This is a genomic window from Pseudoalteromonas sp. S3431 (genome assembly GCF_000690035.1).
GTDB classification, from domain to species: domain Bacteria; phylum Pseudomonadota; class Gammaproteobacteria; order Enterobacterales; family Alteromonadaceae; genus Pseudoalteromonas; species Pseudoalteromonas fuliginea.
On sequence record NZ_JJNY01000059.1, the window covers coordinates 18398 to 43548 of the forward strand.

Annotated in this window: 22 protein-coding genes; 14 read left to right on the forward strand and 8 right to left on the reverse strand. The window is 38.5% G+C overall.

What is annotated here, in order from left to right:
- Positions 1-8 precede the first annotated feature (8 nt).
- Positions 9-428, forward strand: coding sequence for a type IV pilin protein (locus DO88_RS05015; RefSeq protein ID WP_007378371.1), 420 nt, complete (start codon positions 9-11; stop codon positions 426-428).
- Between the two features lie 201 nt (positions 429-629).
- Here the strand turns inward: DO88_RS05015 and DO88_RS05010 are convergent, their stop codons facing one another.
- Together DO88_RS05010 and DO88_RS05005 are read right to left on the reverse strand one after the other, a co-directional pair.
- Positions 630-1169, reverse strand: a complete 540-nt coding sequence (locus tag DO88_RS05010) for a GspH/FimT family pseudopilin (RefSeq protein WP_007378370.1) — start codon at positions 1167-1169, stop codon at positions 630-632.
- 81 nt (positions 1170-1250) lie between these two features.
- A complete protein-coding gene (locus DO88_RS05005) occupies positions 1251-1799 on the reverse strand; it encodes a GspH/FimT family pseudopilin (protein WP_007378369.1) in 549 nt (182 codons plus the stop codon).
- A gap of 160 nt (positions 1800-1959) precedes the next feature.
- On the opposite strand from DO88_RS05005, the gene DO88_RS05000 reads away from it, so the two are divergent.
- Positions 1960-2298, forward strand: a complete 339-nt coding sequence (locus DO88_RS05000; protein WP_008135742.1) for a P-II family nitrogen regulator — start codon at positions 1960-1962, stop codon at positions 2296-2298.
- Positions 2299-2763: 465 nt separating this feature from the next.
- On the opposite strand, the gene DO88_RS04995 is transcribed toward DO88_RS05000, so the two are convergent.
- A complete protein-coding gene (locus tag DO88_RS04995) occupies positions 2764-3528 on the reverse strand; it encodes an outer membrane protein assembly factor BamD (protein WP_007378367.1) in 765 nt (254 codons plus the stop codon).
- Between the two features lie 141 nt (positions 3529-3669).
- On the opposite strand from DO88_RS04995, the gene rluD reads away from it, so the two are divergent.
- From rluD to clpB, 3 genes are all read left to right on the forward strand, one after another.
- Positions 3670-4647 (forward strand): 23S rRNA pseudouridine(1911/1915/1917) synthase RluD, encoded by a 978-nt coding sequence (rluD, locus tag DO88_RS04990; protein ID WP_007378366.1) that lies wholly within the window; start codon positions 3670-3672, stop codon positions 4645-4647.
- Complete coding sequence (gene pgeF / locus DO88_RS04985) at positions 4647-5378, forward strand: peptidoglycan editing factor PgeF (protein ID WP_033040259.1); 732 nt, start codon at positions 4647-4649, stop codon at positions 5376-5378. Before rluD ends, pgeF begins: the two co-directional genes overlap by 1 nt.
- A 98-nt stretch (positions 5379-5476) precedes the next feature.
- On the forward strand, positions 5477-8053 hold the full coding sequence (gene clpB / locus DO88_RS04980; protein WP_007378364.1) for an ATP-dependent chaperone ClpB: 2577 nt from the start codon (positions 5477-5479) through the stop codon (positions 8051-8053).
- A gap of 108 nt (positions 8054-8161) precedes the next feature.
- Here the strand turns inward: clpB and DO88_RS04975 are convergent, their stop codons facing one another.
- Positions 8162-9709 (reverse strand): methyl-accepting chemotaxis protein, encoded by a 1548-nt coding sequence (locus DO88_RS04975; RefSeq protein WP_033040261.1) that lies wholly within the window; start codon positions 9707-9709, stop codon positions 8162-8164.
- Between the two features lie 522 nt (positions 9710-10231).
- Here DO88_RS04975 and gshA point away from each other — a divergent pair.
- Both gshA and DO88_RS04965 read left to right on the forward strand, forming a co-directional pair.
- The gene (gene gshA, locus DO88_RS04970) at positions 10232-11809 is read left to right on the forward strand and encodes a glutamate--cysteine ligase (RefSeq protein WP_033040263.1); all 1578 of its coding nucleotides are present in this window, start codon (positions 10232-10234) and stop codon (positions 11807-11809) included.
- A gap of 142 nt (positions 11810-11951) precedes the next feature.
- Positions 11952-12560, forward strand: coding sequence for a transglycosylase SLT domain-containing protein (locus tag DO88_RS04965; RefSeq protein WP_007378361.1), 609 nt, complete (start codon positions 11952-11954; stop codon positions 12558-12560).
- A gap of 144 nt (positions 12561-12704) precedes the next feature.
- Here DO88_RS04965 and DO88_RS04960 read toward each other — a convergent pair whose 3' ends face one another.
- A complete protein-coding gene (locus DO88_RS04960; RefSeq protein WP_008135726.1) occupies positions 12705-13973 on the reverse strand; it encodes an HlyC/CorC family transporter in 1269 nt (422 codons plus the stop codon).
- 61 nt (positions 13974-14034) lie between these two features.
- Positions 14035-14841 (reverse strand): cytochrome C assembly family protein, encoded by an 807-nt coding sequence (locus DO88_RS04955; RefSeq protein ID WP_007378359.1) that lies wholly within the window; start codon positions 14839-14841, stop codon positions 14035-14037.
- 250 nt (positions 14842-15091) lie between these two features.
- Between DO88_RS04955 and ffh the strand changes: the two genes are divergently transcribed.
- From ffh to tyrA, 6 genes are all read left to right on the forward strand, one after another.
- The gene (gene ffh / locus DO88_RS04950; RefSeq protein WP_008135724.1) at positions 15092-16471 is read left to right on the forward strand and encodes a signal recognition particle protein; all 1380 of its coding nucleotides are present in this window, start codon (positions 15092-15094) and stop codon (positions 16469-16471) included.
- A 259-nt stretch (positions 16472-16730) separates the two neighbouring features.
- Positions 16731-16979, forward strand: a complete 249-nt coding sequence (gene rpsP / locus DO88_RS04945; protein WP_002962192.1) for a 30S ribosomal protein S16 — start codon at positions 16731-16733, stop codon at positions 16977-16979.
- A gap of 17 nt (positions 16980-16996) precedes the next feature.
- Positions 16997-17533, forward strand: coding sequence for a ribosome maturation factor RimM (gene rimM / locus DO88_RS04940; protein WP_033040265.1), 537 nt, complete (start codon positions 16997-16999; stop codon positions 17531-17533).
- Positions 17533-18300 carry a tRNA (guanosine(37)-N1)-methyltransferase TrmD gene (gene trmD / locus DO88_RS04935; protein ID WP_008135721.1) on the forward strand — a complete coding sequence of 256 codons (768 nt, stop codon included), beginning with the start codon at positions 17533-17535 and terminating at the stop codon, positions 18298-18300. The genes rimM and trmD overlap by 1 nt, the downstream gene beginning before the upstream one ends.
- Before the next feature lie 33 nt (positions 18301-18333).
- Complete coding sequence (rplS, locus tag DO88_RS04930) at positions 18334-18693, forward strand: 50S ribosomal protein L19 (protein ID WP_007581406.1); 360 nt, start codon at positions 18334-18336, stop codon at positions 18691-18693.
- A 228-nt stretch (positions 18694-18921) separates the two neighbouring features.
- A complete protein-coding gene (gene tyrA / locus DO88_RS04925) occupies positions 18922-20055 on the forward strand; it encodes a bifunctional chorismate mutase/prephenate dehydrogenase (RefSeq protein WP_033040283.1) in 1134 nt (377 codons plus the stop codon).
- A gap of 139 nt (positions 20056-20194) precedes the next feature.
- Here the strand turns inward: tyrA and DO88_RS04920 are convergent, their stop codons facing one another.
- Positions 20195-21355 carry a chorismate mutase gene (locus DO88_RS04920; protein WP_007378353.1) on the reverse strand — a complete coding sequence of 387 codons (1161 nt, stop codon included), beginning with the start codon at positions 21353-21355 and terminating at the stop codon, positions 20195-20197.
- Between the two features lie 361 nt (positions 21356-21716).
- On the opposite strand from DO88_RS04920, the gene DO88_RS04915 reads away from it, so the two are divergent.
- Complete coding sequence (locus DO88_RS04915; protein WP_007378352.1) at positions 21717-24737, forward strand: bifunctional diguanylate cyclase/phosphodiesterase; 3021 nt, start codon at positions 21717-21719, stop codon at positions 24735-24737.
- A 12-nt stretch (positions 24738-24749) separates the two neighbouring features.
- Here DO88_RS04915 and DO88_RS04910 read toward each other — a convergent pair whose 3' ends face one another.
- Complete coding sequence (locus DO88_RS04910) at positions 24750-25079, reverse strand: translation initiation factor (protein ID WP_007378351.1); 330 nt, start codon at positions 25077-25079, stop codon at positions 24750-24752.
- Between the last annotated feature and the right edge of the window lie 72 nt (positions 25080-25151).

Sequence of the window (25151 nt, forward strand, 5' to 3'; positions counted from 1 at the left end):
AAAAATAGATGAGCAATAAACAAGGTGGATTTACGTTAATTGAGCTAATGATAGCTGTTGCTATCGTTGGTATATTAGCTTCAATAGCATTACCTAATTACACTGAGTATGTTAAGCGCACTTCGCGTGCTGAAGCCGCTGCGGCATTATTGGATGCGGCAAATAAAGAAGAGCAGTTTTTTGTTGATAATAGGGAATACACAGAATCGTTTGATAACCTTGGTATTAATAATAAAACAGAAAGTAAACATTTTGAACTCAGTATCGAAGTTAAACAAACGAATACGTTTACCATTAAAGCAAAGCCCATAGGTGGCGCAGTAAAAGGTGATGGTGATTGTACTGAACTATCTATTACTGATATTGGCTTAAAGGGTGCAAAAGGTACTAAAGGAGCTACTGACGTTGACTATTGTTGGGGTCGGTAATTATTAGTTAACCTGAACTTTGGATAATAAATCTATCTCAAGCAGCTATTTTCAGTACTGACTGCGTTGAATTTACTTGCAATAGCCCAGCTATTGCAAGTAAGTTAGCCTTGTTTTCACTGAAAATCTCTGGCTAGAGAAAATAGATTTAAACATCACTATGATTAAATACGTTAGTAAACCTCTTAACCAGAGTTCAGGTTAGTTACTTTTTTGACATATATCGGTTGATTTAATTCGTATTCGACCCGTTTGACTTACTGACAAGGCAAGCCCTTCAAGATTTGCCTTGTCGCTATTTGGACAATAGATAAAAGTGCCATTTTGAAAGCCATTTAGTGAACCGTCAGGCCTAAAAGTTATTGCATCACGAGGGTATTTTAAGCTATCTGCATCATGAGTATGTTCAAATGTACTCAAAAGTAGTTCATCGTTATTTAGTGTAGTGGATTTATCATTATCGATAAATAAAGAGATTCGACCGTCCCAATCATCTTTCACACATTCCTTTTCTTTTAACGTACATAGCGTAACGTAGGTGCTATTTTCGATTGCATACAGCCGTGCGTAGTTAATATTACGATGTAATAGGTTAACTTGATTGTCGGCACGATTTAAGGCTAAAAAATCTGAAAAGAACCATATTGAAAGCTGACTGATGATAGCAATGATTGATAAAGCCACCATTAACTCTATGAGAATTATCCCTAATATTTTGTTTGAACGTGTTTTAAACCTCATCCCTGAAGCCTTAAATCAATCTAAATGATTAATTTAGTCTAGTAAATAATCAGAATATGACAAATTTAATTAGTGTGTTTTTTAATCACATTTTTCTGTGGTATCTCCTAGATAAAAGGCTGTTCCTGATTGAGAAACTCTGAGCGCTTTATTGTTTTCAGTACCGTTATTGGGGCAAAAGATAAAGTCGCCTGGATTAGTCGTGATACGACCGCTGGTATTAAAGCGCAGCATTTTTTCATTTCCAGTGTATTTTAATTTATCTGTAGAACTAATTTTTTCCATTGCTCTAAAAATAGTGTCTGTTTTTCTATTAAATTTACCATTGTTATTTTTATCAACAAATAATGCTATTACCGAATCGCCTTGCCATGTGTTTTGACAATTAAAGAATTTATTTTCGCTTATCTTATTTAATGGTCCAGGGCATAGCACCATTATTTCATCAGTACTTGCTGCTTGAGAACGTGCATAGCTAATATTTCTTTTCAACTCTAACAAAAAATTTTCAGCCCTATTTTCTTCAAGCATGTCGCTACTGTTCCAAAAGGCAATAGAAGCAATAATACCCACAATAGAAACAGTGACCATTAATTCTAGAAGGGTGAATCCGTTTTGTTTATTGTTCATATTAATCTCATTACTGCGAGTTGTTTAAGTATAGCTATTTTTATTTGGTAAATTATACCATGGTTGATTGTTTTATCACCGTCATTCAATTGCTTTGTTTGCTATGAACTCTATGATTGTCTAAAATCGAAGCATCTGAAGCTTTAAAAAAGTAGTTAACATGAAAAAAATAGAAGCAATTATTAAGCCTTTTAAACTCGATGATGTACGTGAAGCATTGTCTGAAGTAGGTATCAATGGAATGACCGTAAGTGAAGTTAAAGGTTTTGGTCGCCAAAAAGGGCACACTGAGCTGTATCGTGGTGCGGAGTATATGGTTGATTTTTTGCCAAAAGTAAAATTAGACATCGTACTTGGTGATGATGATGTTGAACGTGCTATAGAAGTTATCGTTAAAACAGCGCAAACAGGAAAAATAGGTGACGGTAAAATATTTGTCACTGATGTTGAACGTGTCGTACGGATCCGAACAGCAGAAGAAGATGAAGACGCGATTTAACGTTTTAATTAATACAGGGCCTGTTTATACCAACCTGCATAAATCTTTGATCAATTTAACGAATTAAATTGCACTATAACGTCGTTAAAAATTTTTTATTTACGACTGCATGGATGCAGGAGGTAGAGCAATGCAGGGAGCAATTGCCGAGAACAACTAGATACAAAAATTTTTGCCTAGTTCTAGCGTAATTTTCTTAACGTTAAATAGACCCCATATATAAGCAGATTGGTATTACCTTTCAGGTTTAAAATTTGTTCTATTTAGGGGGTTTAATCGCGGCGCGAGGTTTGTAACTTAGTGGGCTTGGTAACTGCCCCTGTTTGATGCTATTGGCTTACATCCGTGAGAAAACAAGTCAAAATTGAGCAAAGATCCCGTGTCCTGCACACACCCCTAATAAAAAACCCCAGCTAATTACTTAGCAGGGGTTTGTGTATAAGAGGCAGCTTACAAGCGCTTTTTCTATTTGGTTCTATTATTCAGTTTTCGCGTTTGCTTTGCATGTTTGCTAAGTTCAGTTAACCCTAGTTTGTCGTAACTTTTTTCCATCATTTCAAGTGCAGGGTCTAAATAGCTGCTTTGTGAATAATGCTCAACAACAAATTTACCACGATTAGCTGCTGCTAAATAAGCTTCACGTTCGTAATAGTAAGTCGCTACTTTTAATTCGTAACGTGCCATGCGGTTTAACAGCCACACCAAACGACGTTTAGCTTCTGGTGCATAATCACTATCTGGAAAACGTTTAACCAATGTTGATAAATCGGTAAATGCAACACGTGTTCGGTTTGCATCACGGTCAGCTCTATCTACACCAAAGTATTCTTGAAATGCATTTTTGTCTGCTTTGATGTTTACCAAACCACGCATGTAATACATGTAATCTAAATCTTTATGATTTGGGTTGAGGCGTATAAAGCGATCGACTGTTGCTAATGCTTGCTCTGTATTACCCGATTGATAATGCGCATACACTAAATCCATTTGTACTTGCTTAGAAAACGGGCCAAATGGATAACGAGAATCTATTGCACTTAGAAGCTCAATTGCACGTGCATATAAACCAGAATCTAGTGTTTCTTTTGCATCTTCATACAAAGCTTGTGCTGATCTGTTTGGTACACGTTGAATATCTTCTTGGTCAGGCGCAGACGAACAAGCGCCTAAACTAAGTACAGAAACTGAAAAAACAATGGCAAATGCACGTTTCCCTATTTTATTTATCATTTTATTTGTTACCTTCGATGTCTTCGGCTAGGCCAAGTCGGTAAAACCGAGTAAACTATACGTATTATATTATGCTTTTATTAAAAGCGATTCTAACCCAGTCGAGCAAAGCTTGCACTGGTAAATTGGGTAAAGTTACTAATGACAGAGCAAATTTCTCTTCAAGCCGAGGTTCCAACTGACTTAGGTGGTAAACGTCTAGACCAAGTATTAGCGCAATTGTTCCCTGATTATTCACGTTCACGTATAAAAACATGGATTTTGGATGATAAAATTACTGTTGATGGCGAAATATTAAACACACCACGTACTAAGTTATTAGGTGGTGAGCTTCTTAATGTTGAAACAACTATTGAAGCACCGCGAGAATACCTTGCACAAAACATCGATTTGAACATAGTTTATGAAGACGATCATATTTTGGTAATTAATAAACCAATGGGGCTTGTGGTTCACCCTGGGGCGGGTAATCCTGATGGCACAGTATTAAATGCGCTATTACATCACTACCCGGAAATTATCAATGTTCCGCGAGCTGGTATTGTGCACAGGTTAGATAAGGATACGACCGGATTAATGGTTGTGGCTAAGACGATCCCTGCACAAACGCATTTAGTGACAGCACTACAAAAACGTGAAAACTTCACGCGTGAATATGAAGCACTTTGTAATGGAACCATGACCGCTGGTGGCATGATTGAAAAGCCTATTGGTCGCCATGCGACACAGCGTACACACATGGCTGTTCATGAAATGGGCAAACCTGCTATTACGCATTACCGTGTGGCTGAAAAGTTTCGCGCACATACTCGCTTACGTTTGCGCTTAGAAACCGGTCGTACACACCAAATTCGTGTTCATATGGCTTACTTAAATCACCCATTAATAGGTGATCAGTCTTATGGCGGCCGTCCGCGTCCACCAAAAGGTGCAACTCCTGAGTTATTTGAGCTACTTCGTAGTTTTAGACGCCAAGCTCTCCACGCGGTTAAATTAAGCATTGCTCATCCTATTACGGGTGAAATGATGACATGGCAAGCGCCTATACCTGATGATATGGTTGCTATGACGCTAGCCCTACGCGAAGACACCAAAGCTAATCCTGATATAGATAGATAGTGCATTTATTATCAGCGACATGGCAAAACCTTCATAATGTAGGTACGTTAAGTACTACATGTGAAGGTGGTGTTTCTCAAGTCCCATTTAAAAGTTTAAACCTTGGACTTCATGTTGGTGATAATAAAGAGTACGTATTAAAAAATCGCGCATTGTTAAATACGCATATTCCAAAACCAGCGGTATGGCTAAATCAAGTTCACAGTAACAATGTTGTTATTGTTGATGAGCATTTTGACTTCACTGAGTTACATAATGCTGATGCTCTTTATACACAACTAATTGATCAACCACTTGCTATTATGACTGCTGATTGCCTTCCCATATTATTAAGTAGTAATGATGGCAATGAAGTTGCGGCCATTCACGGAGGGTGGCGAGGGTTAGAGCAGGGTATAATTAAAAGTACTCTTGATTGTTTTGATGCAAAGCATGAGGATATCAATGCATGGTTAGGTCCTGCTATTGGTCCAAATAAATTCGAAGTTGGCTCAGACGTTTTTGAGCTATTTCAAGCACAATCATCTCTTTTTGTTGAAGCGTTTAAACTACATACTAACCACAAATACCTTGCCGATATTTATAATATTGCTCGTATATTACTAAATAAATCAGGTATAAAAAAAATTACAGGGGGAGAGTACTGCACTGTTTCTCGCAAAGACCTGTTTTTTTCTTATCGTCGTGATGGCCAAACTGGACGCATGGCAAGTTTGATCTGGCGCAAGTAATTTATCATTGTTGTGATTATATTTTCTGCTACACCTTGAACAAACGCCTAAACATACCCATTAATTAAGCAATTAGATTATTTGATAGGTAAACCCTTATGCGTTTAGATCGATTTACAAGTAAATTTCAATCTGCGCTTTCTGATGCGCAATCGCTGGCACTTGGCCGCGATCATCAATTTATTGAACCTGTACACTTAATGTACTCATTGCTTCAGCAAAGCGGGTCAAGTGTTCGAGCGCTATTTGCCCAAATAGGCATAAGTGCAGACGAACTCAATACCAAGCTCTCCCAAGAAATAGAAAAGCTATTTAAAGTAGAAGGGGTCGGCGGTGATGTTCAACTGTCCAATAACATGGTGTCGCTTATCAACTTATGCGATAAATATGCGCAAAAGCGTAAAGATAAATACATCTCTAGTGAATTATTTGTACTTGTTGCATGTGATGATAAAGGCCCGCTTGGGACTATTTTTAAAGCGTTAAATATAACTGCCACCAAAGTTGAGAGTGCGATTAAGGCGATTCGTGGAGGTCAAAAAGTTGATGATCCAAATGCAGAAGAAACACGCCAAGCATTAGAAAAGTTCACCATTGATTTAACTGAACGCGCTGAGCAGGGTAAGCTTGACCCTGTTATAGGCCGTGATGATGAGATTCGCCGTACGATTCAGGTTCTGCAGCGCAGGACTAAAAACAACCCTGTACTAATAGGTGAGCCTGGCGTTGGTAAAACAGCAATCGCTGAGGGCTTAGCGCAGCGTATTATTAATGGTGAAGTACCAGAAGGATTAAAAAATAAACGCGTACTATCACTTGATTTAGGCGCGTTAGTTGCGGGTGCTAAATACCGTGGCGAATTTGAAGAACGTTTAAAATCAGTATTAAATGAATTGGCTAAAGAAGAAGGCCAAGTCATTTTATTTATTGATGAAATACACACCATTGTGGGGGCAGGTAAAAGTGACGGCGCCATGGATGCGGGCAATATGCTAAAACCAGCATTAGCGCGAGGTGAATTACACTGTGTTGGCGCAACCACGCTTGATGAATACCGTAAATACATAGAGAAAGACGCAGCGCTTGAACGTCGCTTCCAAAAAGTACTCATTGAAGAGCCTTCAGTCGAGGATACCATTGCTATATTACGCGGCTTAAAAGAGCGATATGAGTTACATCATTCAGTAGAAATTACAGATCCCGCGATTGTTGCTGCGGCGCAGTTATCTCACCGCTATATTAGTGATCGTCAATTACCAGATAAAGCGATTGATTTAATAGATGAAGCGGGTTCTTCAATTCGTTTGCAAATTGATTCAAAACCAGAGTCATTAGATAAACTCGAACGTCGTATTATCCAACTAAAGTTAGAAGATAATGCACTAGCGAAAGAAAAAGACGAAGCAAGCCAAAAACGCCGAGCTGAAATGCAAGAGTTGATCACCGACCTTGATGGGCAATATCGTGAGCTAGACGAGATATGGAATGCTGAAAAAGCATCACTTCAAGGCACGCAAGTAATTAAAGCAGAGCTTGAACAAGCGAGATTAGATTTAGACGTAGCGCGAAGGGCAAGTGACTTACAGCGTATGTCAGAGCTGCAATACGGGCGTATCCCTGAACTTGAACGAAAACTTGATTTAGCCTCACAAGCCGAAATGCAAGAAATGACTCTGCTTAAAAACCAAGTCGGTGAGGATGAAATAGCAGAAATACTCTCTCGCTGGACCGGTATACCGGTATCGAGAATGCTACAAGGTGAGCGTGAAAAGCTACTGCAAATGGAAGATAAGTTACACAGTAAGGTAATAGGCCAAGATGAAGCTGTTGTTGCTGTTTCTAACGCAATACGCCGCTCTCGTGCCGGACTTGCTGATCCTAACCGTCCGATTGGCTCATTTTTATTTTTAGGCCCAACGGGGGTTGGTAAAACAGAGCTAACTAAAGCACTGGCTGGTTTTATGTTTGATACCGAAGATGCCATGGTGCGTATCGATATGTCTGAGTTTATGGAAAAACATTCAGTTGCGCGTTTAGTTGGAGCACCTCCTGGTTACGTGGGTTACGAAGAGGGCGGTTATTTAACAGAAGCTGTTCGTCGTAAACCTTACTCAGTTATATTGCTTGATGAAATAGAAAAAGCACACCCTGATGTATTTAATATCTTACTGCAAGTATTAGATGATGGTCGTCTAACCGACGGACAAGGTAGAACCGTTGATTTTAAAAATACCGTTATTATTATGACTTCAAACCTAGGCTCAGATATTATTCAAGAGCAGGCTGGAAATAATGATTACACAACACTTAAAGCTAAAGTGATGGATGTATTAATAAATGAATTTAGGCCTGAATTTATAAACCGTATAGACGAGACGGTGGTATTTCATCCATTAGCTAACGAACATATCAAAGAGATTGCTGATATTCAGTTAATGAAATTACGTGAGCGTTTAACTGAAATGGGTTACTTACTGGAAATAACAGACACTGCGCTTGAACGCATTGCAGCAAGTGGTTTTGATCCCGTTTATGGCGCGCGTCCACTTAAACGTGCGATTCAACAAACCATTGAAAATCCACTCGCGCAAAAGTTACTCAGTGGTGATTATCTACCTGGCAGTGTTATCATTATTGATGCAACCGATGAAGGTCTAGTATTTACAAATCGCTAATCAATAGAAGTTAAATATATAAAGCCGCTACCTAAAGTGACACCCAATAGTTGGACATTCCAATTATTGTGGGCCACTTCAATCAGCGGCTTTTTTATAGGTGCTAATTTAAACTTTAAACGTAAGTAAAAGGTCATTTACTTTACGAGAACCTTCAACCAGCTCTGCTGCACCTTTTGCGACATTAAAACTTAAATTGAGATTTTCGTCACCAAACCCCTTAATCTGCGATACATTATTACCAATATCATTACTAACTACCTGTTGCTCTTCTGCTGCAGTCGATATTTGAATTGCTAGCTGAGAAATCTCACTTATTTGAACAAAAATACCATCAAGTTCGATCTGAGTTTTAGCGGTTGTATCTACGCAAGTATCGGCTTGAGTTTTAGTGCTCTGCATTACTTTAGACCAGCTAAATAAGGTATCTTGTATTTCTTTAATTGAGCTATGGATTTGTGTTGTTGCATTTTGAGTCCTTGACGACAGGGTTCTTACTTCATCTGCTACAACGGCAAAGCCTCGGCCATGTTCGCCTGCTCTTGCTGCTTCTATTGCTGCATTTAATGCCAGTAAGTTTGTTTGATCCGCAATCCCTTCAATTTCACTCATCACTTGACCTATTTTATCAGCCTCAGAAGCTAAGCTGCTTGCGGTTGTCGCGGCTTGTTCCACCTGTGTTGCTAAATCAGACACCATGATACTGTTTTCGGCAATATGATTTTTAATATCAGAGCAGCTTTGGTGAGTGAGGTTTACTTTATCTGCTGTTTCTGTGGTGCTATTTGATATTTCACCAATTGTTGAGCTCATTTGTGCCATAGCTGATGCTATTTGTTCTAAACGCTCACCTTGTGCCGCAATACCTTTTTCAGTCATCGCGGATTGTTTATCTAAGTCGGTCGCAATGTTATTAAAGCTTAATGTTGAATCTTTCATACGACCCAATACAGTACGTAATTTTGCACTGATCATTTGTTCTCTGTAATCACTTATACTATGCGGGTTATAGCCGCTATAAATATAACGAGATACCGAATCAGACTTAGCTTTTTGATCACGTAATATTTTAGGTGTCACAATTAGCTCTTCATAATTAAGAGCAATGACTAAACAGCAAATAAATAAGTTTATTAAGGCAATGCTTAGCGAACCAAATAGAGCAATATAAATTAGCCATAGTAATACGCATACAAAGCTGATGCTTTGTCTTCTTGTTGTTTGTTCTTTGAGGCTAAATAGTGACTTACCCGCATTTATTTTATTATATAAGTCTTGTGCTTGTTGTTTTAGTTGTTGGCTTGGTTTTGTTCTTACAGATTGATAGCCAATAAGCTGACCATGTTCAAAAATAGGCGTTACAAATGCATCAACCCAATAGTAGCGGCCATCTTTACAGCGATTTTTTACCATACCTCGCCAAGAATGGCCTTGTTTTAAGATCTCCCACATTTCTTTAAATGCTGCTTTAGGCATATCAGGATGACGTACTATATTATGATTTTTTCCTATGAGTTCTTCTGAGGTGTATCCAGCGATGATACAAAATTCTTGATTAACATAAGTTATTACTCCCCTTAGGTCAGTCGTAGAAACAAGTTCTTGTGACTCATCAAAATGGACTTCTTCATTTTTTAAGCTTTTATTATTGCGCATTGTATTTTTTATCATCCTTTATCGTTGGCGTCATTATATTGCTTGTTAACTACAAAGCAAAAAAACAAAGTATTTCTTTAGTACTTATAATTTAAATTTCATATTTTTATGATCTACATCAAGTAATTGAATTGTTAGGCTGATTATTAAAAGTTAGGTGAGCCAATATCGTGTAAGTGCCGGTCTATTTATTGATGAAATTTAATCTTTACTCTGAACGCAGATTAAAATGAATCGACTGCAAGTAGATTCAACACCGTAAGTACTGCAATGAGAGATTTTGAGTCGTGTGAGTCTTCCGTTTTTTAGGTTAAATACCCATGCAAAAAAATTGTATAATACTAAGAGCGGTGGCAATATTAGGGTTTACTGTATGATGCCTGCCATATCAAACGCATATCCAAATTGGATAAATGATAATTAATTTTGAGAAATTGTTTTGTTCTTAGCAATTTAATCTTGAGTCTAGGTAATTAGCCCCCATAACCCTATGATTAAGCCACGTGGCCCGAGGAAGCATTTTTGACAACACATGATTTAACAAATACGCTAAACGCGTTATCAGCAAATGAGCATAAACACGCAGTTAAAGGCATTAAGCGTGGTATTGAGCGAGAGTCGTTAAGAATAAAAAACGATGGTGTTATATCAGCTCAAGGGCATCCTAAAGGGGTTGGAAGTGCATTAACTAATGGGCATATCACCACTGATTTTTCTGAGTCTTTGCTTGAGTTCATTACCCCTGTTAGCGAATCGTCTATACAGACACTTAAGCAATTAAAAGATTTGCAAAAATTCACTTTAGAAAAAATGGGCGATGAATTGCTGTGGCCTATTAGCATGCCGTGCTTTATTGAACATCAAGATGATATTGTATTAGCACAATTTGGCAGCTCAAATACTGGTCAAATGAAAACATTATACCGTGAAGGGTTAAAAAATCGTTACGGTAGTATGATGCAAGCAATTGCAGGCGTACATTTTAATATTTCTTTTCCTGACACACTTTGGCAATCAATTCATTCACTAAAACAAAGTAACGCCAGTTTACAAGATTTTATCTCTGATGGTTATTTAGCACTGATCCGTAATTTTAAACGCGAGCTGTGGTTAATAAGTTATATGTTCGGTGCATCTCCGGCGCTATGTAATTCATTTTTACAAGGTCGCAAAACCGACTTGCCATTTAAAAAATTAGGGAAAGGTACACTTTATTTAGAAGTCGGTACTGCACTTCGTTTAGGTAATCTGGGGTATACAAATAGCGCACAGTCATCATTGCGCGTAATGTATAATTCACTAGATGAATATGTAGCGGGTTTGAAAAAAGCGATCAATACCCCATCTGAAATCTATAGCGATATTGACGATTATACGAGTGAAGCTCCTAAGCAGCTTAATAAAAATATTTTGCAAATAGAAAATGAATTTTACTCACCAATTCGCCCTAAACGAAATGCTAAAAATGGTGAAACGCCGACAGACTCGCTGCTTAGAGCTGGCATTGAGTATGTAGAAATTCGCGCATTAGACGTAAACCCTTTTAGCGAAGTGGGTATTGATATAGAGCAAATTCACTTTTTAGATGTATTTTTAACATATTGTTTATTAAAAGATTCAGCTCCAATGGATTGGAAAGAACAAGCACGTAGTACTGAAAACCTCGACACAGTAGTAAATCAAGGTCGAGAAGAAGGACTAATGCTTAACTTTAATAACGAAGAACGAAGCCTGCAGTCGTGGGGGGGCGAAATATTTACCCAGCTAACGGATGTTGCTAAATGGATGGATAATGCTTACGGTGTTAATTATTACTCAGATACTATAAAGCGTATGGCAACGTGGATTGATAACCCCGCACTAACTTACTCGGGACGTTACGTTTCACAACTAAAAGAATCTGGTTTAGATAACGGGCACTTCGCATTAGCATTAGCTAATAAGTATAAAAAAAGTCATGCTGAAACTGACTATAGTGAGTTTTTAAAGCCTTGGCTGGAACAACAAGTTATAGAGTCTAATGAGGCACAAGTGGCAATTGAGCAAGCGGATACGCAATCGTTTAAAGCATTCTTAGATGCATATTTTGCCAGTAAGTAAGTTTAATGCCCACTATTTTTAGACAAAAAAACGCAGCCCAAGTTGGCTGCGTAAATACTTTTCAGGGATGAAACAATGCTGTACTGCTGCATTATAAAATCAGACCCACACTTTTTATAAAAGTTCAGTGAGATCTAAAAACATGAAAAAAAATGCACTAATGTTATCTCTAGCTATTACTCTTGCGGGGTGCGCTACAGCACCACCAAAGCAACCGAATGATATTTGTAAGATTTTTAAGGAAAAATCCGATTGGTATTTCGATGCAAGAGACGCTCAAGAAAAGTGGGGTTCACCTAAGCATGTATTAATGAGCATGATGTATCAAGAAAGCTCATTTAAACACGATGCAGCGCCACCAATGGAATACTTTTTGTGGATAATTCCAACTGGGCGTGCCAGTGACGCTTATGGTTATTCGCAAGCAAAGACTCCTACATGGGCAGATTATATTCGCGAAACAGGTAATAATGGTGCTGATAGAGATGACTTTGATGATGCAATAGATTTTATGGCATGGTTTGTTTATAAAACGCATAAAGTGAATGGTATTTCTAAATGGGATGCTTATGCGCAATATCTTAATTATCACGAAGGCTGGGGCGGATATAAGCGTGGTACTTATAAAAAGAAAAAATGGCTAATGGGCGTCGCAAATAAAGTTAAACACCGAGCTAGTCGCTATGGCGCGCAATTAAAGCGTTGTGAAGAAGAGCTTGATAAAGGATGGTTAGAGCGATTATTTAGCTAATTAATCTGAATTCTGGATAATAAATCTATCTCGAGTAGCTATTTTCAGCGTTAACTGCATTGAATTTACTGAAAATCCCCTAACCAGAGTTTAGGTTAATTATTTTCATTACTAAAAAAGGAGCCAATTTGGCTCCTTTTTACTTTAACGAGTTCGTTTATTGGGATGTATTTTTACCTGTTTAATCATGTTCTCTTTTACTTCAAGTACTTCAACAGGGTATCCCGCAATACGTAAACTAATATTTGCATCAGGAATATCTTCTAAATATTCAACAATTAAACCACTCAATGTTTTAGGACCGTCAAGTGGGAAATCCCAACCCATTTCTTTATTTAAATCGCGTACGTTAGCACCGCCATCCACAATACAAGAACCATCAGTTTGGGTTGTTACTTCTTCGCTCGGAGTGCGTGTTTGTGTTGTTGTAAAATCGCCAACCACTTCTTCTAAAATATCTTCAAGGGTTACTAGGCCTTGAATATCACCGTACTCATCAACGACGAGGCCAATACGTTCTTTAGATAATTGGAATTTTAAAAGTTGAGTATTAAGGGACGTACCTTCAGGAATAAAGTAAATTTCACGTACAGCACGTAGCAGCGAAGGTTTATCAAACTGCTCTTTTGTAAGAAGCCTAAGCGCATCGCGTGAGTGAATAAAACCGACGGCATCATCTATGTTATCTCTGTATAACAACACACGGGTATGTTGTGCATGAGTTAACTGGCGGCTAATTAGTTTCCAATCATCATTTATATCTATCGCCACAATTTCGTTACGTGGGATCATGATATCTTCAACGGTTACTTGTTCTAAGTCTAAAATTGAGGTGAGCATGCTTTGGTGGCGTGCAGGAATAAGTGCGCCTGACTCATTGAGTACGGTTTTTAATTCTTCTTTACTCATACTGTGTTCGTCTATTTGAGCGGCGCTAATACCAAATAATCGCAGTATTCCGTTGGTCATCCAGTTAATAACAACGACAAAAGGGAATAGAATTTTTAGTAACCCTTTAAGTATTATTGAGCTTGGAAAGGCCACTTTTTCAGGATAGAGGGCAGCAAGGGTTTTCGGAGTTACTTCGGCAAATATAAGCACGACTAAAGTTAACACACCCGTTGCTATAGCAATACCAAGGTCACCGTAAAGGCGAATGCCTATAATCGTAGCCACTTGGGCTGCTGCTATATTAACAAGATTATTACCGATTAAGATTAAACCGATGAGCCTATCTGGACGGCTAAGTAATTTACTGACTCGTTTAGCTGCACGATGATCCTCTTTAGCGAGGTGTCGCAAGCGTATACGATTGATTGACATAATTCCGGTTTCAGAGCCGGAAAAGTAAGCAGAAAAAAGCACCAAAAAACCTAAAATGATAAATAGGGTACTTGTCGATATGTCGTCCAACGATGGATCCTTTTCTTATAAATCAATGCGTATTAAGCTAGAGTGAGCAAGCAGAGTCAAGTTAAAACTTATTTAGTATTACTTCTTGTATGAAACGGCTGCCAAAATAAGCAAGTGTGAGGATAAATGCAGCAATCATAATTGTAATAACGACCGGTTTTCCTCGCCAACCTTTTTTCATATGACCTAATGCAACAACAGCAAAAATTACCCACGCGATTAACGACAGTATCGTTTTATGGATAAACTCTTTAGCAAACATCCCATCAAGAAATAAAAACCCTGACAATAATGCAAAAGTAAGAAGGATTGTCCCTAAGTTTAAAAGTTGGTAGAGCTGGCGCTCAACAACCATCAGAGGGGGTAAATGACTGTGTACAATTGCTAAATCTTTTCGTTTTAATCGTTTATCGATAAAGTAAAACTGTACGCCATATAGGGTAGCAATAATCAAAATACAGTATGCGAGTAAAGAAATAGAGATATGTGTCACTAAACCTATTTCAACATTTATACTTTGCAACAAAAGATGGTGCGGTATAAATAAACTAGCGATAGTTAGAAGTGCTGCGAAACCGTAAACAACCGGAAGTAATAGGGTCGCCGGAAACTTTAATGACACGGCTGTGACAGATACAACAATAACCCAACAGGTAAGTAAAGAGACATTAACGATACTTAAATCTTGACCATCGGATCGAAACACTGAATTCACTAACAGCAGCATGTGCGCCAATATAGCAACCGTACTTAATATTACAGTTACTTTCTGGCTAGGGCCTTGTTGATGAAACAGTCGTGATAGCACGTGAGACGTTGCTAACACATAAAATAAACTGGCAATAATAGTTAAACTAATAATCAGCATTGTGCTTGGGCCACTTAATTTGAGTCAAAAAATCCTTGTTGTTATATTGGCATTGTATTTTATAGCAAAGCAAATGGATAGACCTTAAAAAAAGAAACTCAACTAGCGGCACTTGAACACTGTATTGTCCGGCACCATTTACGGTATACTGTTTTTAATTCAAATTTAATAATATCAATATCCTTAATTGGATGGCTAAATAAAAAAGCTGTGTAATTAGATTGATATAACGTCTTATCGGAACCGATACATGTTTGAGAACCTCCAAGAACGATTAGGTAAAACCTTAAAAAATATCAGTGGTCGTGGCCGCCTAACTGAAGACAACATTAAAGACACTCTTCGTGAAGTGCGTATGGCTTTTTTAGAAGCCGATGTGGCGTTGCCAGTTGTTCGTGACTTTGTAAAGCAAGTAAAGGAACGTGCAGTCGGTGTTGAAGTTACAAAAAGCTTAAGCCCAGGCCAAGTATTTGTAAAAATAGTACGCGAAGAGCTTGAAAAAGCGATGGGTGAAGCAAACGAAGAGCTAAGCTTAAACGCGCAACCGCCTGCGGTTGTAATGATGGCTGGTCTTCAAGGTGCAGGTAAAACAACCAGTGTCGCAAAGCTTGCAAAATTTTTAAAAGAGCGTAAGAAAAAATCTGTACTAGTAGTGAGTGCCGACGTATACCGTCCTGCGGCAATTAAGCAGTTAGAAACGCTTGCTGCTGAAGTTGATGTTGATTTTTTCCCAAGTGATATCTCGCAAAAACCTGTAGATATTGCAACAGCAGCTATTTCTCATGCAAAAAAGAAATTCATCGATGTAGTACTTGTTGATACCGCAGGGCGTTTACATGTCGATAGTGACATGATGGACGAAATTAAAGACCTTCATAAAGCAATCAACCCAATTGAAACATTATTTGTTGTTGATGCAATGACAGGTCAAGATGCGGCAAATACAGCTAAAGCATTTGACGAGGCATTACCACTTACCGGTGTTATATTAACAAAGACTGATGGTGATGCACGTGGTGGTGCGGCTTTATCTATTCGTCATATCACAGGTAAGCCTATTAAGTTTATGGGTGTTGGTGAGCGCACTGACGCACTTGAACCTTTTCATCCTGACCGTATAGCGTCACGTATTTTAGGCATGGGTGATGTACTTTCATTAATCGAAGAAGTCGAGATGAAAGTAGATAAAGAGCAAGCTGCCAGAGTTGCTGAAAAAGTATTTAAAGGCGCAGGCTTTACCCTTGATGATTTTGCGGATCAACTAAAGCAAATGAAAAATATGGGTGGCATGATGTCGATGCTCGATAAGCTCCCTGGTATGTCTAACTTACCAGATGCAGTTAAAGGTCAAATGGGTGATAAAACATTTATCCAAATGGAAGCTATTATTAGCTCGATGACTAAAAAAGAGCGTGCACGCCCAGAAATTATTAAAGGTTCGCGTAAAAAACGTATTGCAGCTGGCTCAGGTACACAGGTACAAGAAATTAATAAGTTGCTTAAGCAATTTACGCAAATGCAAAAAATGATGAAAAAAATGAAAGGCAAAGGCGGCATGACCAAAATGATGCGCGGTATGAAAGGCATGTTACCTCCTGGAATGATGGGCGGCGGCGGCCCTAAATTTTAAATATTAGCCTTTAGCTATTTTTGAAAGAATAAATAAACGACAAAAAAGGAGCAAATAGCTCCTTTTTTATTGAATAAATTATGCGTGTAATACCTCATAAGCTCTAATTTTCAGTTGAGATCACGGTTTAACCTACTAAACTGCCTTTTTGCTGCACTTCTTACTTGCGTTATTGCCAAAAACTCGTACAATTCCCCAGCTCCCCATTCTGGGGAGTAAATCTTATTAATGAAAACAGTCAATCTTTATAGAGGACGGTATGGTAACTATTCGTTTGCAACGTGGTGGCGCTAAAAAACGCCCTTTCTATCAAATTGTGGTTGCGGATAGCCGTTTCTCGCGTGACGGTCGCTTCATCGAGAAAGTAGGCTTTTTTAACCCAATTGCTTCAGGTCAAGAAGAAAAAATTCGTTTAGATTTACCACGTGTTGAACACTGGGTAGGTCAGGGCGCATCTCTTTCAGATCGCGTAGCTAAGTTAGTAAAAGACGCTCGTAAAGCGGCTTAATAGGCGTAAGTGTAACCATGAGTCAAGAGAACACCTCATCAATAATTGTCGTAGGAAAGCTCGGTGCCCCATATGGTATAAAGGGCTGGCTTAAGGTACATTCATTTACTGATGATCCCATAGGGATCTTCGATTTCAGCCCGTGGTTGATAGGGCAGCAAGGTAAATGGCAGTCCTTAGAAGTGGTCGACTGGCGTCGCCACAACAAAGGCTTTATCGCTAAATTTGCGCAAATAAACGATCGAGACGAAGCAATGGCTTATACCCATGCAGAAATTTCGATGGATTCAGTGCAATTACCTGAACTCCCGCAAGGTGAGTTCTATTGGCGAGATCTCATTGGCATGTCGGTTGTAACTGATAAAGGTTATAGCTTAGGCATTGTTGATGACCTGATGGAGACAGGATCAAATGACGTACTAGTTGTGAAAGCAAATAGTAAAGATGCATTTGGTCAAGCTGAGCGTTTGATTCCTTTTTTAACTGATTCAGTTATTAAAGAAGTTAAATACGACGCAAGAGAAATTACCGTAGACTGGGATCCTGGGTTTTAATGACGCAAACTAGTTCATTATGGGTAGGGGTGATAAGCCTTTTTCCAGACATGTTTGACGCTATTACAGACCAAGGTGTTACCGGTCGCGCAGTAAAAAATGGCTTAATTGATTTTAACTGCTGGAATCCGCGAGACTACGCTTTAGATAAGCATAGAACCGTAGATGACCGTCCTTACGGGGGCGGACCGGGTATGTTAATGATGGTTGAACCATTAAAAAAAGCGATTGCCGAAGCTAAAAAAGCTGCTGGTGATGGTGCTAAAGTAATTTATATGTCCCCGCAAGGGCGCAAACTTGATCAGCAAGGCGCTAGCGAACTCGCTAACGCTAAAAAACTGATTTTGATTGCCGGTCGCTATGAAGGTATAGATGAGAGAATAATAGAATCATATGTTGACGAAGAATGGTCGATTGGTGATTTTATTTTGAGTGGAGGTGAACTACCTGCCATGACATTAATTGACGCAGTAGCGCGATTAGTGCCGGGTGTGTTAGGTCATAACCAGTCAGCGGAACAAGATTCATTTTCGGATGGCTTGTTAGATTGTCCACACTATACACGACCAGAAACATTGGACGACAAACAGGTTCCTGCTGTATTACTCAGTGGTAACCACCAAGAGATAGCAAAATGGCGGCTTATGCAGTCATTAGGCAGAACTTGGTTACGACGTCCTGACTTGTTGCATAACCTAGCTCTGACTGAGGAGCAAGCGGTATTACTCGCGAAATTTCAGCAAGAGTACCAAAAAGCTTGTGGCTAGAAGACAGTTACACCTAGGAAAGTGAGAAACATAATGGCAAAAGTAAACCAAAATATTATTAAAGCGCTTGAAGATGAGCAGCTTAAAACAGACGTACCTGCATTTGGCCCTGGTGATACAGTGGTTGTACAGGTAAAAGTAAAAGAAGGTGCTAAAGAGCGTCTACAGGCCTTTGAAGGTGTTGTAATCGCTAAGCGTAATCGTGGTCTTCACTCAGCATTCACAGTTCGTAAAATCTCGAACGGTGAAGGCGTTGAGCGTGTATTCCAAACGCACAGCCCTCTTATTGATAGCGTAACAGTTAAGCGTCGCGGTGCAGTTCGCCGTGCTAAGCTTTACTATCTACGTGAGCGTTCTGGTAAATCTGCACGTATTAGAGAAAAACTTAACTAATACGCGCTGTTTATCAACGCAAAAAAACGGGTTGCATCCTTCGGGTTGCAACCCGTTTTGGTTTTAGAATATTATTTTCTCAATTCTTAATTCTCAATTCTTCATTAGTAAAATTTCCGCTTTAGCCTTTTCTCAGTTACCTGATCCTGTTAGTATTTATCGTATTGATTAGTTTACTTTTATGTAAATTTATATTTACGTTATTTGTTTTTTTAAGGTGGGATGAACGTGGCTGACATAAGTGATTTAGCACAGCTAAGAGAGGGTATAGATGAATGCGACGCACAACTTGTTGCCTTACTTGCTAAACGTAACGGTATTACGCAAAAGATTGGTGAGATAAAACAACAAACAGGCGCGCCTTTACATGCACCTGAACGTGAAGCAGAGCTATTAGCAGCAAGACGACAAGAAGCAATCAATCAAAATGTAAGCCCAGATCTCGTTGAAGATATACTAAGACGCATGATGCGAGAAGCCTATCAAAACCAACAAGCAAAACTTGCATGTGCTGCGCCAGAGCTTTCACCTATTGTTATTGTGGGCGGCCAAGGTGCCATGGGTCAGTTATTTGCTCAGCAGTTTATTCGCTCAGGTTACAACGTTAAAATTTTAGATAAAGATCAGCAAAACGAAGCGCAAGATATTTTAAAGGGTGCCAAGCTAGTAATGATCAGTGTGCCAATTAACGCATTGGGCGCTGTAGTAGCTAAGTTACCTAAACTAGATGATGATTGCTTACTCGTTGATATTACATCGGTAAAGCAATCACCTATTAAAGCACTAAAAGCCGCGCACAGTGGCCCTGTAGTTGGTTTGCATCCTATGTTTGGCCCTGACATATCACACTGGGTAAAACAAACAGTCGTTGTATGTGAAGGGCGAGATCACCAAGCCGCAAAAGGATTATTAGAGCAATTACAGGTTTGGGGTTGTCAGCTTGTTGAGCTTGACGCAAAAAAACACGATGAAGCAATGCAAATTATTCAAGTAATGCGTCATTTAACAACCTTTGTCTACGGACAGTTTTTAGCAAAACAAAGCCATACACTTGAGGAACTACGTAGTTGTTCATCACCTATTTATCAACTTGAATTAATGATGGTAGGGCGTTTATTTGCTCAATCACCTGAGCTTTACTCTGATATTATGCTAGCGCAGTTTGATGATGTAGAGACTTTACTCGCGCAGTATCAAGATACCTTTGCTAACACATTAGAAAAATTAAAGGCGGGAGATAAAGCAGCACTTATTGATTCTTTTGCGCAGGCTAAAGTTTACTTTTCTGACTCGACAGAACACTTTTTAACGCAAAGCAGAAGCTTATTAAATAAAGCGAATGATTCAAAAGTGCTAGATTAATATTTGTTATACCGTTTGCTTAGATATGGGGGGGGGAATCCCTCAAATTGATTAAGTATTATTGCGGGTTGGTATTATACAGATTAGCACTGGTTAACTAAAAGGGCCTATATCGGCCCTTTTTGATTTATAAAATTGCTTATTGAGTATTCACGCTTACTGCCTGCAATGACTCGCTTTGGTAGCATCCTAAAATACGTACATATTGGGTGTGCTCTTTAAGTTCTTCTAGCGCTTCTTTTACTTGGCTATCCGCTAAATTTGCTTCTAAATCGACATAAAACACCTCTTCCCATGGGTTACCAGGCATTGGGCGAGACTCCAGTTTAACTAAATTAATCTTATGCTGTTTAAAAATCATTAACGCGTCAGCAAGCGACCCCGCTTGTTGTTTTGTAGACATGATCAAACTGGTCTTAGTTGGAATTTGATTCGAAACTTGCAGTGGTTTGCGAGCAACGACAATAAAGCGGCTATGGTTTTCACTTTGATTAGCAAGATTAGTTTTAATAACTTCTAACCCTACGTTTTTCCCTGCTTGCGCTGAACCAATTGCAGCACTCATTGGCGTATTTAGTGCCGACTGCAGCGCGCTTGACGTTGAGTCACAGGTTTCGTGTTGTAACTCACCTAAGCCTTGTAAAAAACGACTGCACTGCGCAAATGGTTGAGGGTGGGCGAATATTTTTGTTAATTGGCTTAGTTCTGTATTAGGTGTCGCTAATAAACAATGTTCAACGCTGTGTGTTACTTCACCAACAATAGATACTTGTGCGTGTTGGAGTAAATCAAACACCTCATTTATACTACCCGAACTGGTATTTTCAATAGGTAATAAACCAAAATCAGCTTGGCCGTTTTCTACTTTACCTGTTATTTCGTCAAACGATGTACAACCAATTTCAACTAATTTACCAGGGCGGCGGCTAAAGTATTTATGACATGCTAGCTGGCTATAAGAACCCTGACCACCTAAGTAAGTTACACGATGTGTTTCACTAAGGGCATCTGGATTAAGGTTTTTTTGTAGCATAGCTTGTTGGTGTAAAACAGAATCTTCCAAAATAGTTTGAAAAACATTATTTACGTAATAAGCATCTAAACCTAGTGATTTACCATAACCAATCAGTTTCTCTAAAAGTGCGAGTTCACGTGCTTCATCGCGAATTGGTTTATTATTAGCAATTTTGTATTCAACCACACCATGGCTAATGCGGCGGCGCTTGGCGAGCAACACAAGTAAATCTGAATCTATTTCATTTATGTCGTGTCTTAATGTATTTAATACATCATTGGTCATTTTGGTTTCCTCATTCCAAAAAACAAGCTGTTATTATGCAGCAGAAATAAAAAAGCCTCCCGGTTGGGAGGCTTTACTATTCGATTGATTTTATCTCACAAACAGGTCAGCCTCTTTTATATAAAGAAGCTAAAAAACGAAAAGGTAGTGTGAGAACAAATAATATTCATCATTACAATGTATGGAGAGTTACCATTAATGTCAACAGACAGTTATGCGAAATAATGAGTTAACTATAAATTTAATATTTATCGTTCTATTTTTTTAGAGATAAACTATAAAAAATTTATAATTACGAAGCGGATCTGGTATATTTCGGCTACTGGTTAAAAATAATAACAATTACTAATAAGGTTGACCTGTGGTGTATCGACGCCCTCCATCGCGTTTTGGTGTTAACTCACTAAGTGTAAAATTATCATTGCTAATATCTGCAATTTGTTTAATTGCGGGCGTGTGTGCGGCTGCCTTAATGCTCAAGTCAGAAGAAAAGCAACTTGTTTTTGAAGAGCACGAAGTACTTAAAGGTTCAACAGAGTTACTTGTTAAGCAATTTGATGGATTGATTAAAAGCAAAGTTAATACCGCAGAGCAGGCCAATAAAGTTGTTGCAGAGCAGCTGTTCTCTACACAAGTTTCAATTGATCTTAAAAACAGGTCTCAGTTACAGTTTAACAGTGATGGTACAATCCGAAGTGCGTCTGCTGATGGTTTATCAGCAGCTTATTTACCGCAAGAGAGTTACTCACCTTTTTATAAGCAATTAATTAACGACTCAGAATCATTATGGCGAATTATCTCCCCAACAATTATTAATGATTTTTTTAATTTTTACTTAATTACTAAAGATAACTTTATACGGATATCTCCGCCTAATTGGGCACTAAATGCACCCGCCGGATTTAAGTTCACTAAAGGGCCTACATTTAATTATGTTCAAGGAAAAACTAACCCAAGCCGTGAACCAACGTGGTCAAATGTTTACTACGATAAAGTTTGGCATAAATGGGTTATTAGTTTATTAGTTCCGATTTATGTCGATAATGAGTTTTTAGGTGTAACAGGCAATGATATTGCGCTTGATACGCTTATATTTCAGTTGCCTGTGGGCGACAAAGAAAAACATTTATTAGTATTTGATAGCAAAGGGCAGTTGTTAGCGCACCCAGAAGTAAGTTCGAGCTTATTAGCCAGTTACGGGAGTAAAGGTAAAGTACTTAAAACCTACGACTTTGTTAACCAAGAACTACAATCGATTATTAGTGATGCAACTAAAAGGAAGTTACCTGAATACGCGAATTCATTTAAGCAAAATGGTGAAGCGCATATTATTAATATCCGTAAAGTAGAAGGTTTAGATTGGTATATTGGTGTCTATAAAAAACGTTCATCGACGCTCTCAGCTCTTCAAGAACTGAAGCTTAAGTTTTTTGGGTTATTCATTCTATATGCGATTTTAGTTGCTTTATTGCTACATCAAGCACTTTATCAGCTTGTTCTTCGTCGCCTTCATACTTTAGTTTATGCAGTGACAAACTTTGGCCAAGGGAAGTTAACAACTGAATTTCCTGAAGAAAATAAAGATGAAATTGGCACATTGAACGGCTCATTTAGAGATATGGCAGTAGAAATACGCAAACTCATTGATGGCCTCAATATGCGTATTACAGAAAAAGAAATAGCAGAAAAAGCAGCTAATCGTTTATCCAAAGCGGTTGCATTTTCTGGGACTGGTGTTGTGATCACCGATGAAAACTTCTTTATAGAATATGTAAACCCTAAAATGCTTGAGATGACAGGGTATCAAGAAAGCCACTTTAGTAGAGCGCCATTGTTAAGTATTATTGCCTCCGAAATGGCCATTTTGGTTGAAGACATAGACATTGATCTGAGAAGTCGTAACTATTGGCGTGGTGATACACTTATTCAAGCTTTAGATAAACAACCCATTTGGGTTTCGCTAAGTGTTTCTCCAATTCGCGAGGACGGTGGAAAAATAACAAGTTATGTTGCGTCTGCGCAAGATATTTCATTTGTAAAAGAAAGTCAGCGTAAAATGGAGCAGTTAGCTTATTTTGACACGTTGACTGGCTTAGCAAATAGAACGTTTTTTAGAATGCAGTTACGCAAATCGATGGCACTTGCAGAAAGAGGGCATTATGCCTTTGCACTATTTTACTTCGATTTAGATGAGTTTAAACGTATTAACGACACACTAGGGCACGATGCTGGGGATCAGTTGTTAATAGAGGTGGCAAATAGGCTCAAAAAACGTTTAAGAGCAGAAGATACCATTGCTCGATTAGGCGGAGATGAGTTTGCGGTTTTACTCAGTGGTATTGAGCATCAAGAGCATGCTACCGATGTTGCGAATACGATTCAAAAAACGTTAAATGTGCCTATAAAACTTGGCAGTAATGAAGTTATTATTAGTGCCAGTATAGGTATTACAATGGCCCCTTACGACAGCCTTGAAGAAGATCAGTTGTTAAAACATGCCGACTTGGCCATGTATGAAGCCAAAGCAAAAGGGCGTAATACATTTCACTTTTATAGCCAAGAATTGGACTCTGCGGCAAATGAGCGATTATTTATAGAAAACGAACTACGACAAGCATTGAAAGAAAAACAATTTGCTGTTTACTATCAACCACAAGTCGATAGCCGAAATCAGCATGTTGTTGGCTATGAAGCTTTGCTTAGGTGGTTTCACCCAACAGAGGGGCTTATTCCTCCTACCAAGTTTATACCAATTGCCGAGGCAACAGGTTTAATTGTTGAGTTGGGTGCTTGGGTACTTCAAGAAGCATGCGATTTTGCAGTTAGATTACAAGAGAAAGGCCGAAGTAATAATATTTCGATTAACTTATCTGCTCGTCAATTTAAAGATGCTAGCTTAGTACCAATGCTTAGTAAAATGATTATTAAATCAGGGGTGTCTGCTAAGCATCTGCATTTAGAATTAACCGAAAGCATGCTAATGGGAAATGTCGAAGCAGCAATAACGCAGTTGCATGAGCTTAAGGCATTAGGTGTTTCGATTTCTATAGATGATTTTGGTACAGGTTACTCGTCTTTAAGTTATTTAAAACGATTCCCGGTCGACATATTAAAAATTGATCGTTCATTCGTAAAAGACATTCCAGAGGATAGCAATGATATGGAAATCACGGCTGCAATTATTGCAATGGCGCAAAAGTTAAAACTTAATGTGGTTGCTGAAGGTGTCGAGACGATAGAACAAATACAATTTTTGCAAAATAATAATTGTTTTATAGTGCAAGGGTATTATTTTAGCCCACCAATTACTGAGGCTGAGTTACCAAAATTGTTTGATAGGTTAAAGGATATACCTGACTTTGAAGCGTTACAAAGTGAGTAGTAAAATGCGGGTTTAGCCACCCGCAATTTTCACTTTAAATTTTAAGCCTTCGAGAATCGCTTTTAGCTTGTCTCGATCATCACCTTGAACTTCAATAGTGCCATCTTTAACTGCCCCACCTTGGCCCATTTTGCTTTTAATTGTTTTGGCCAGCTTTTTTAAATCATGATCTTTTGCATCTATTCCAACAACCAGCATAACTCCTTTGCCTTTACGTCCTTTTGTTTGACGTTCAATACGCAAAAAACCATCTTTAAAAATTTTTCCGGTACTTTCTTTTTCTGGTTTAGGCTGACTAATGCGCCCAGAATCCGTCGAATATACTAAGTGATTATCACTCATACCTAACCTACATAGATAAAATGAATTAAACAATGGCTCAAATGATAACAAATTTGCGCTAGTGTGTTTTTC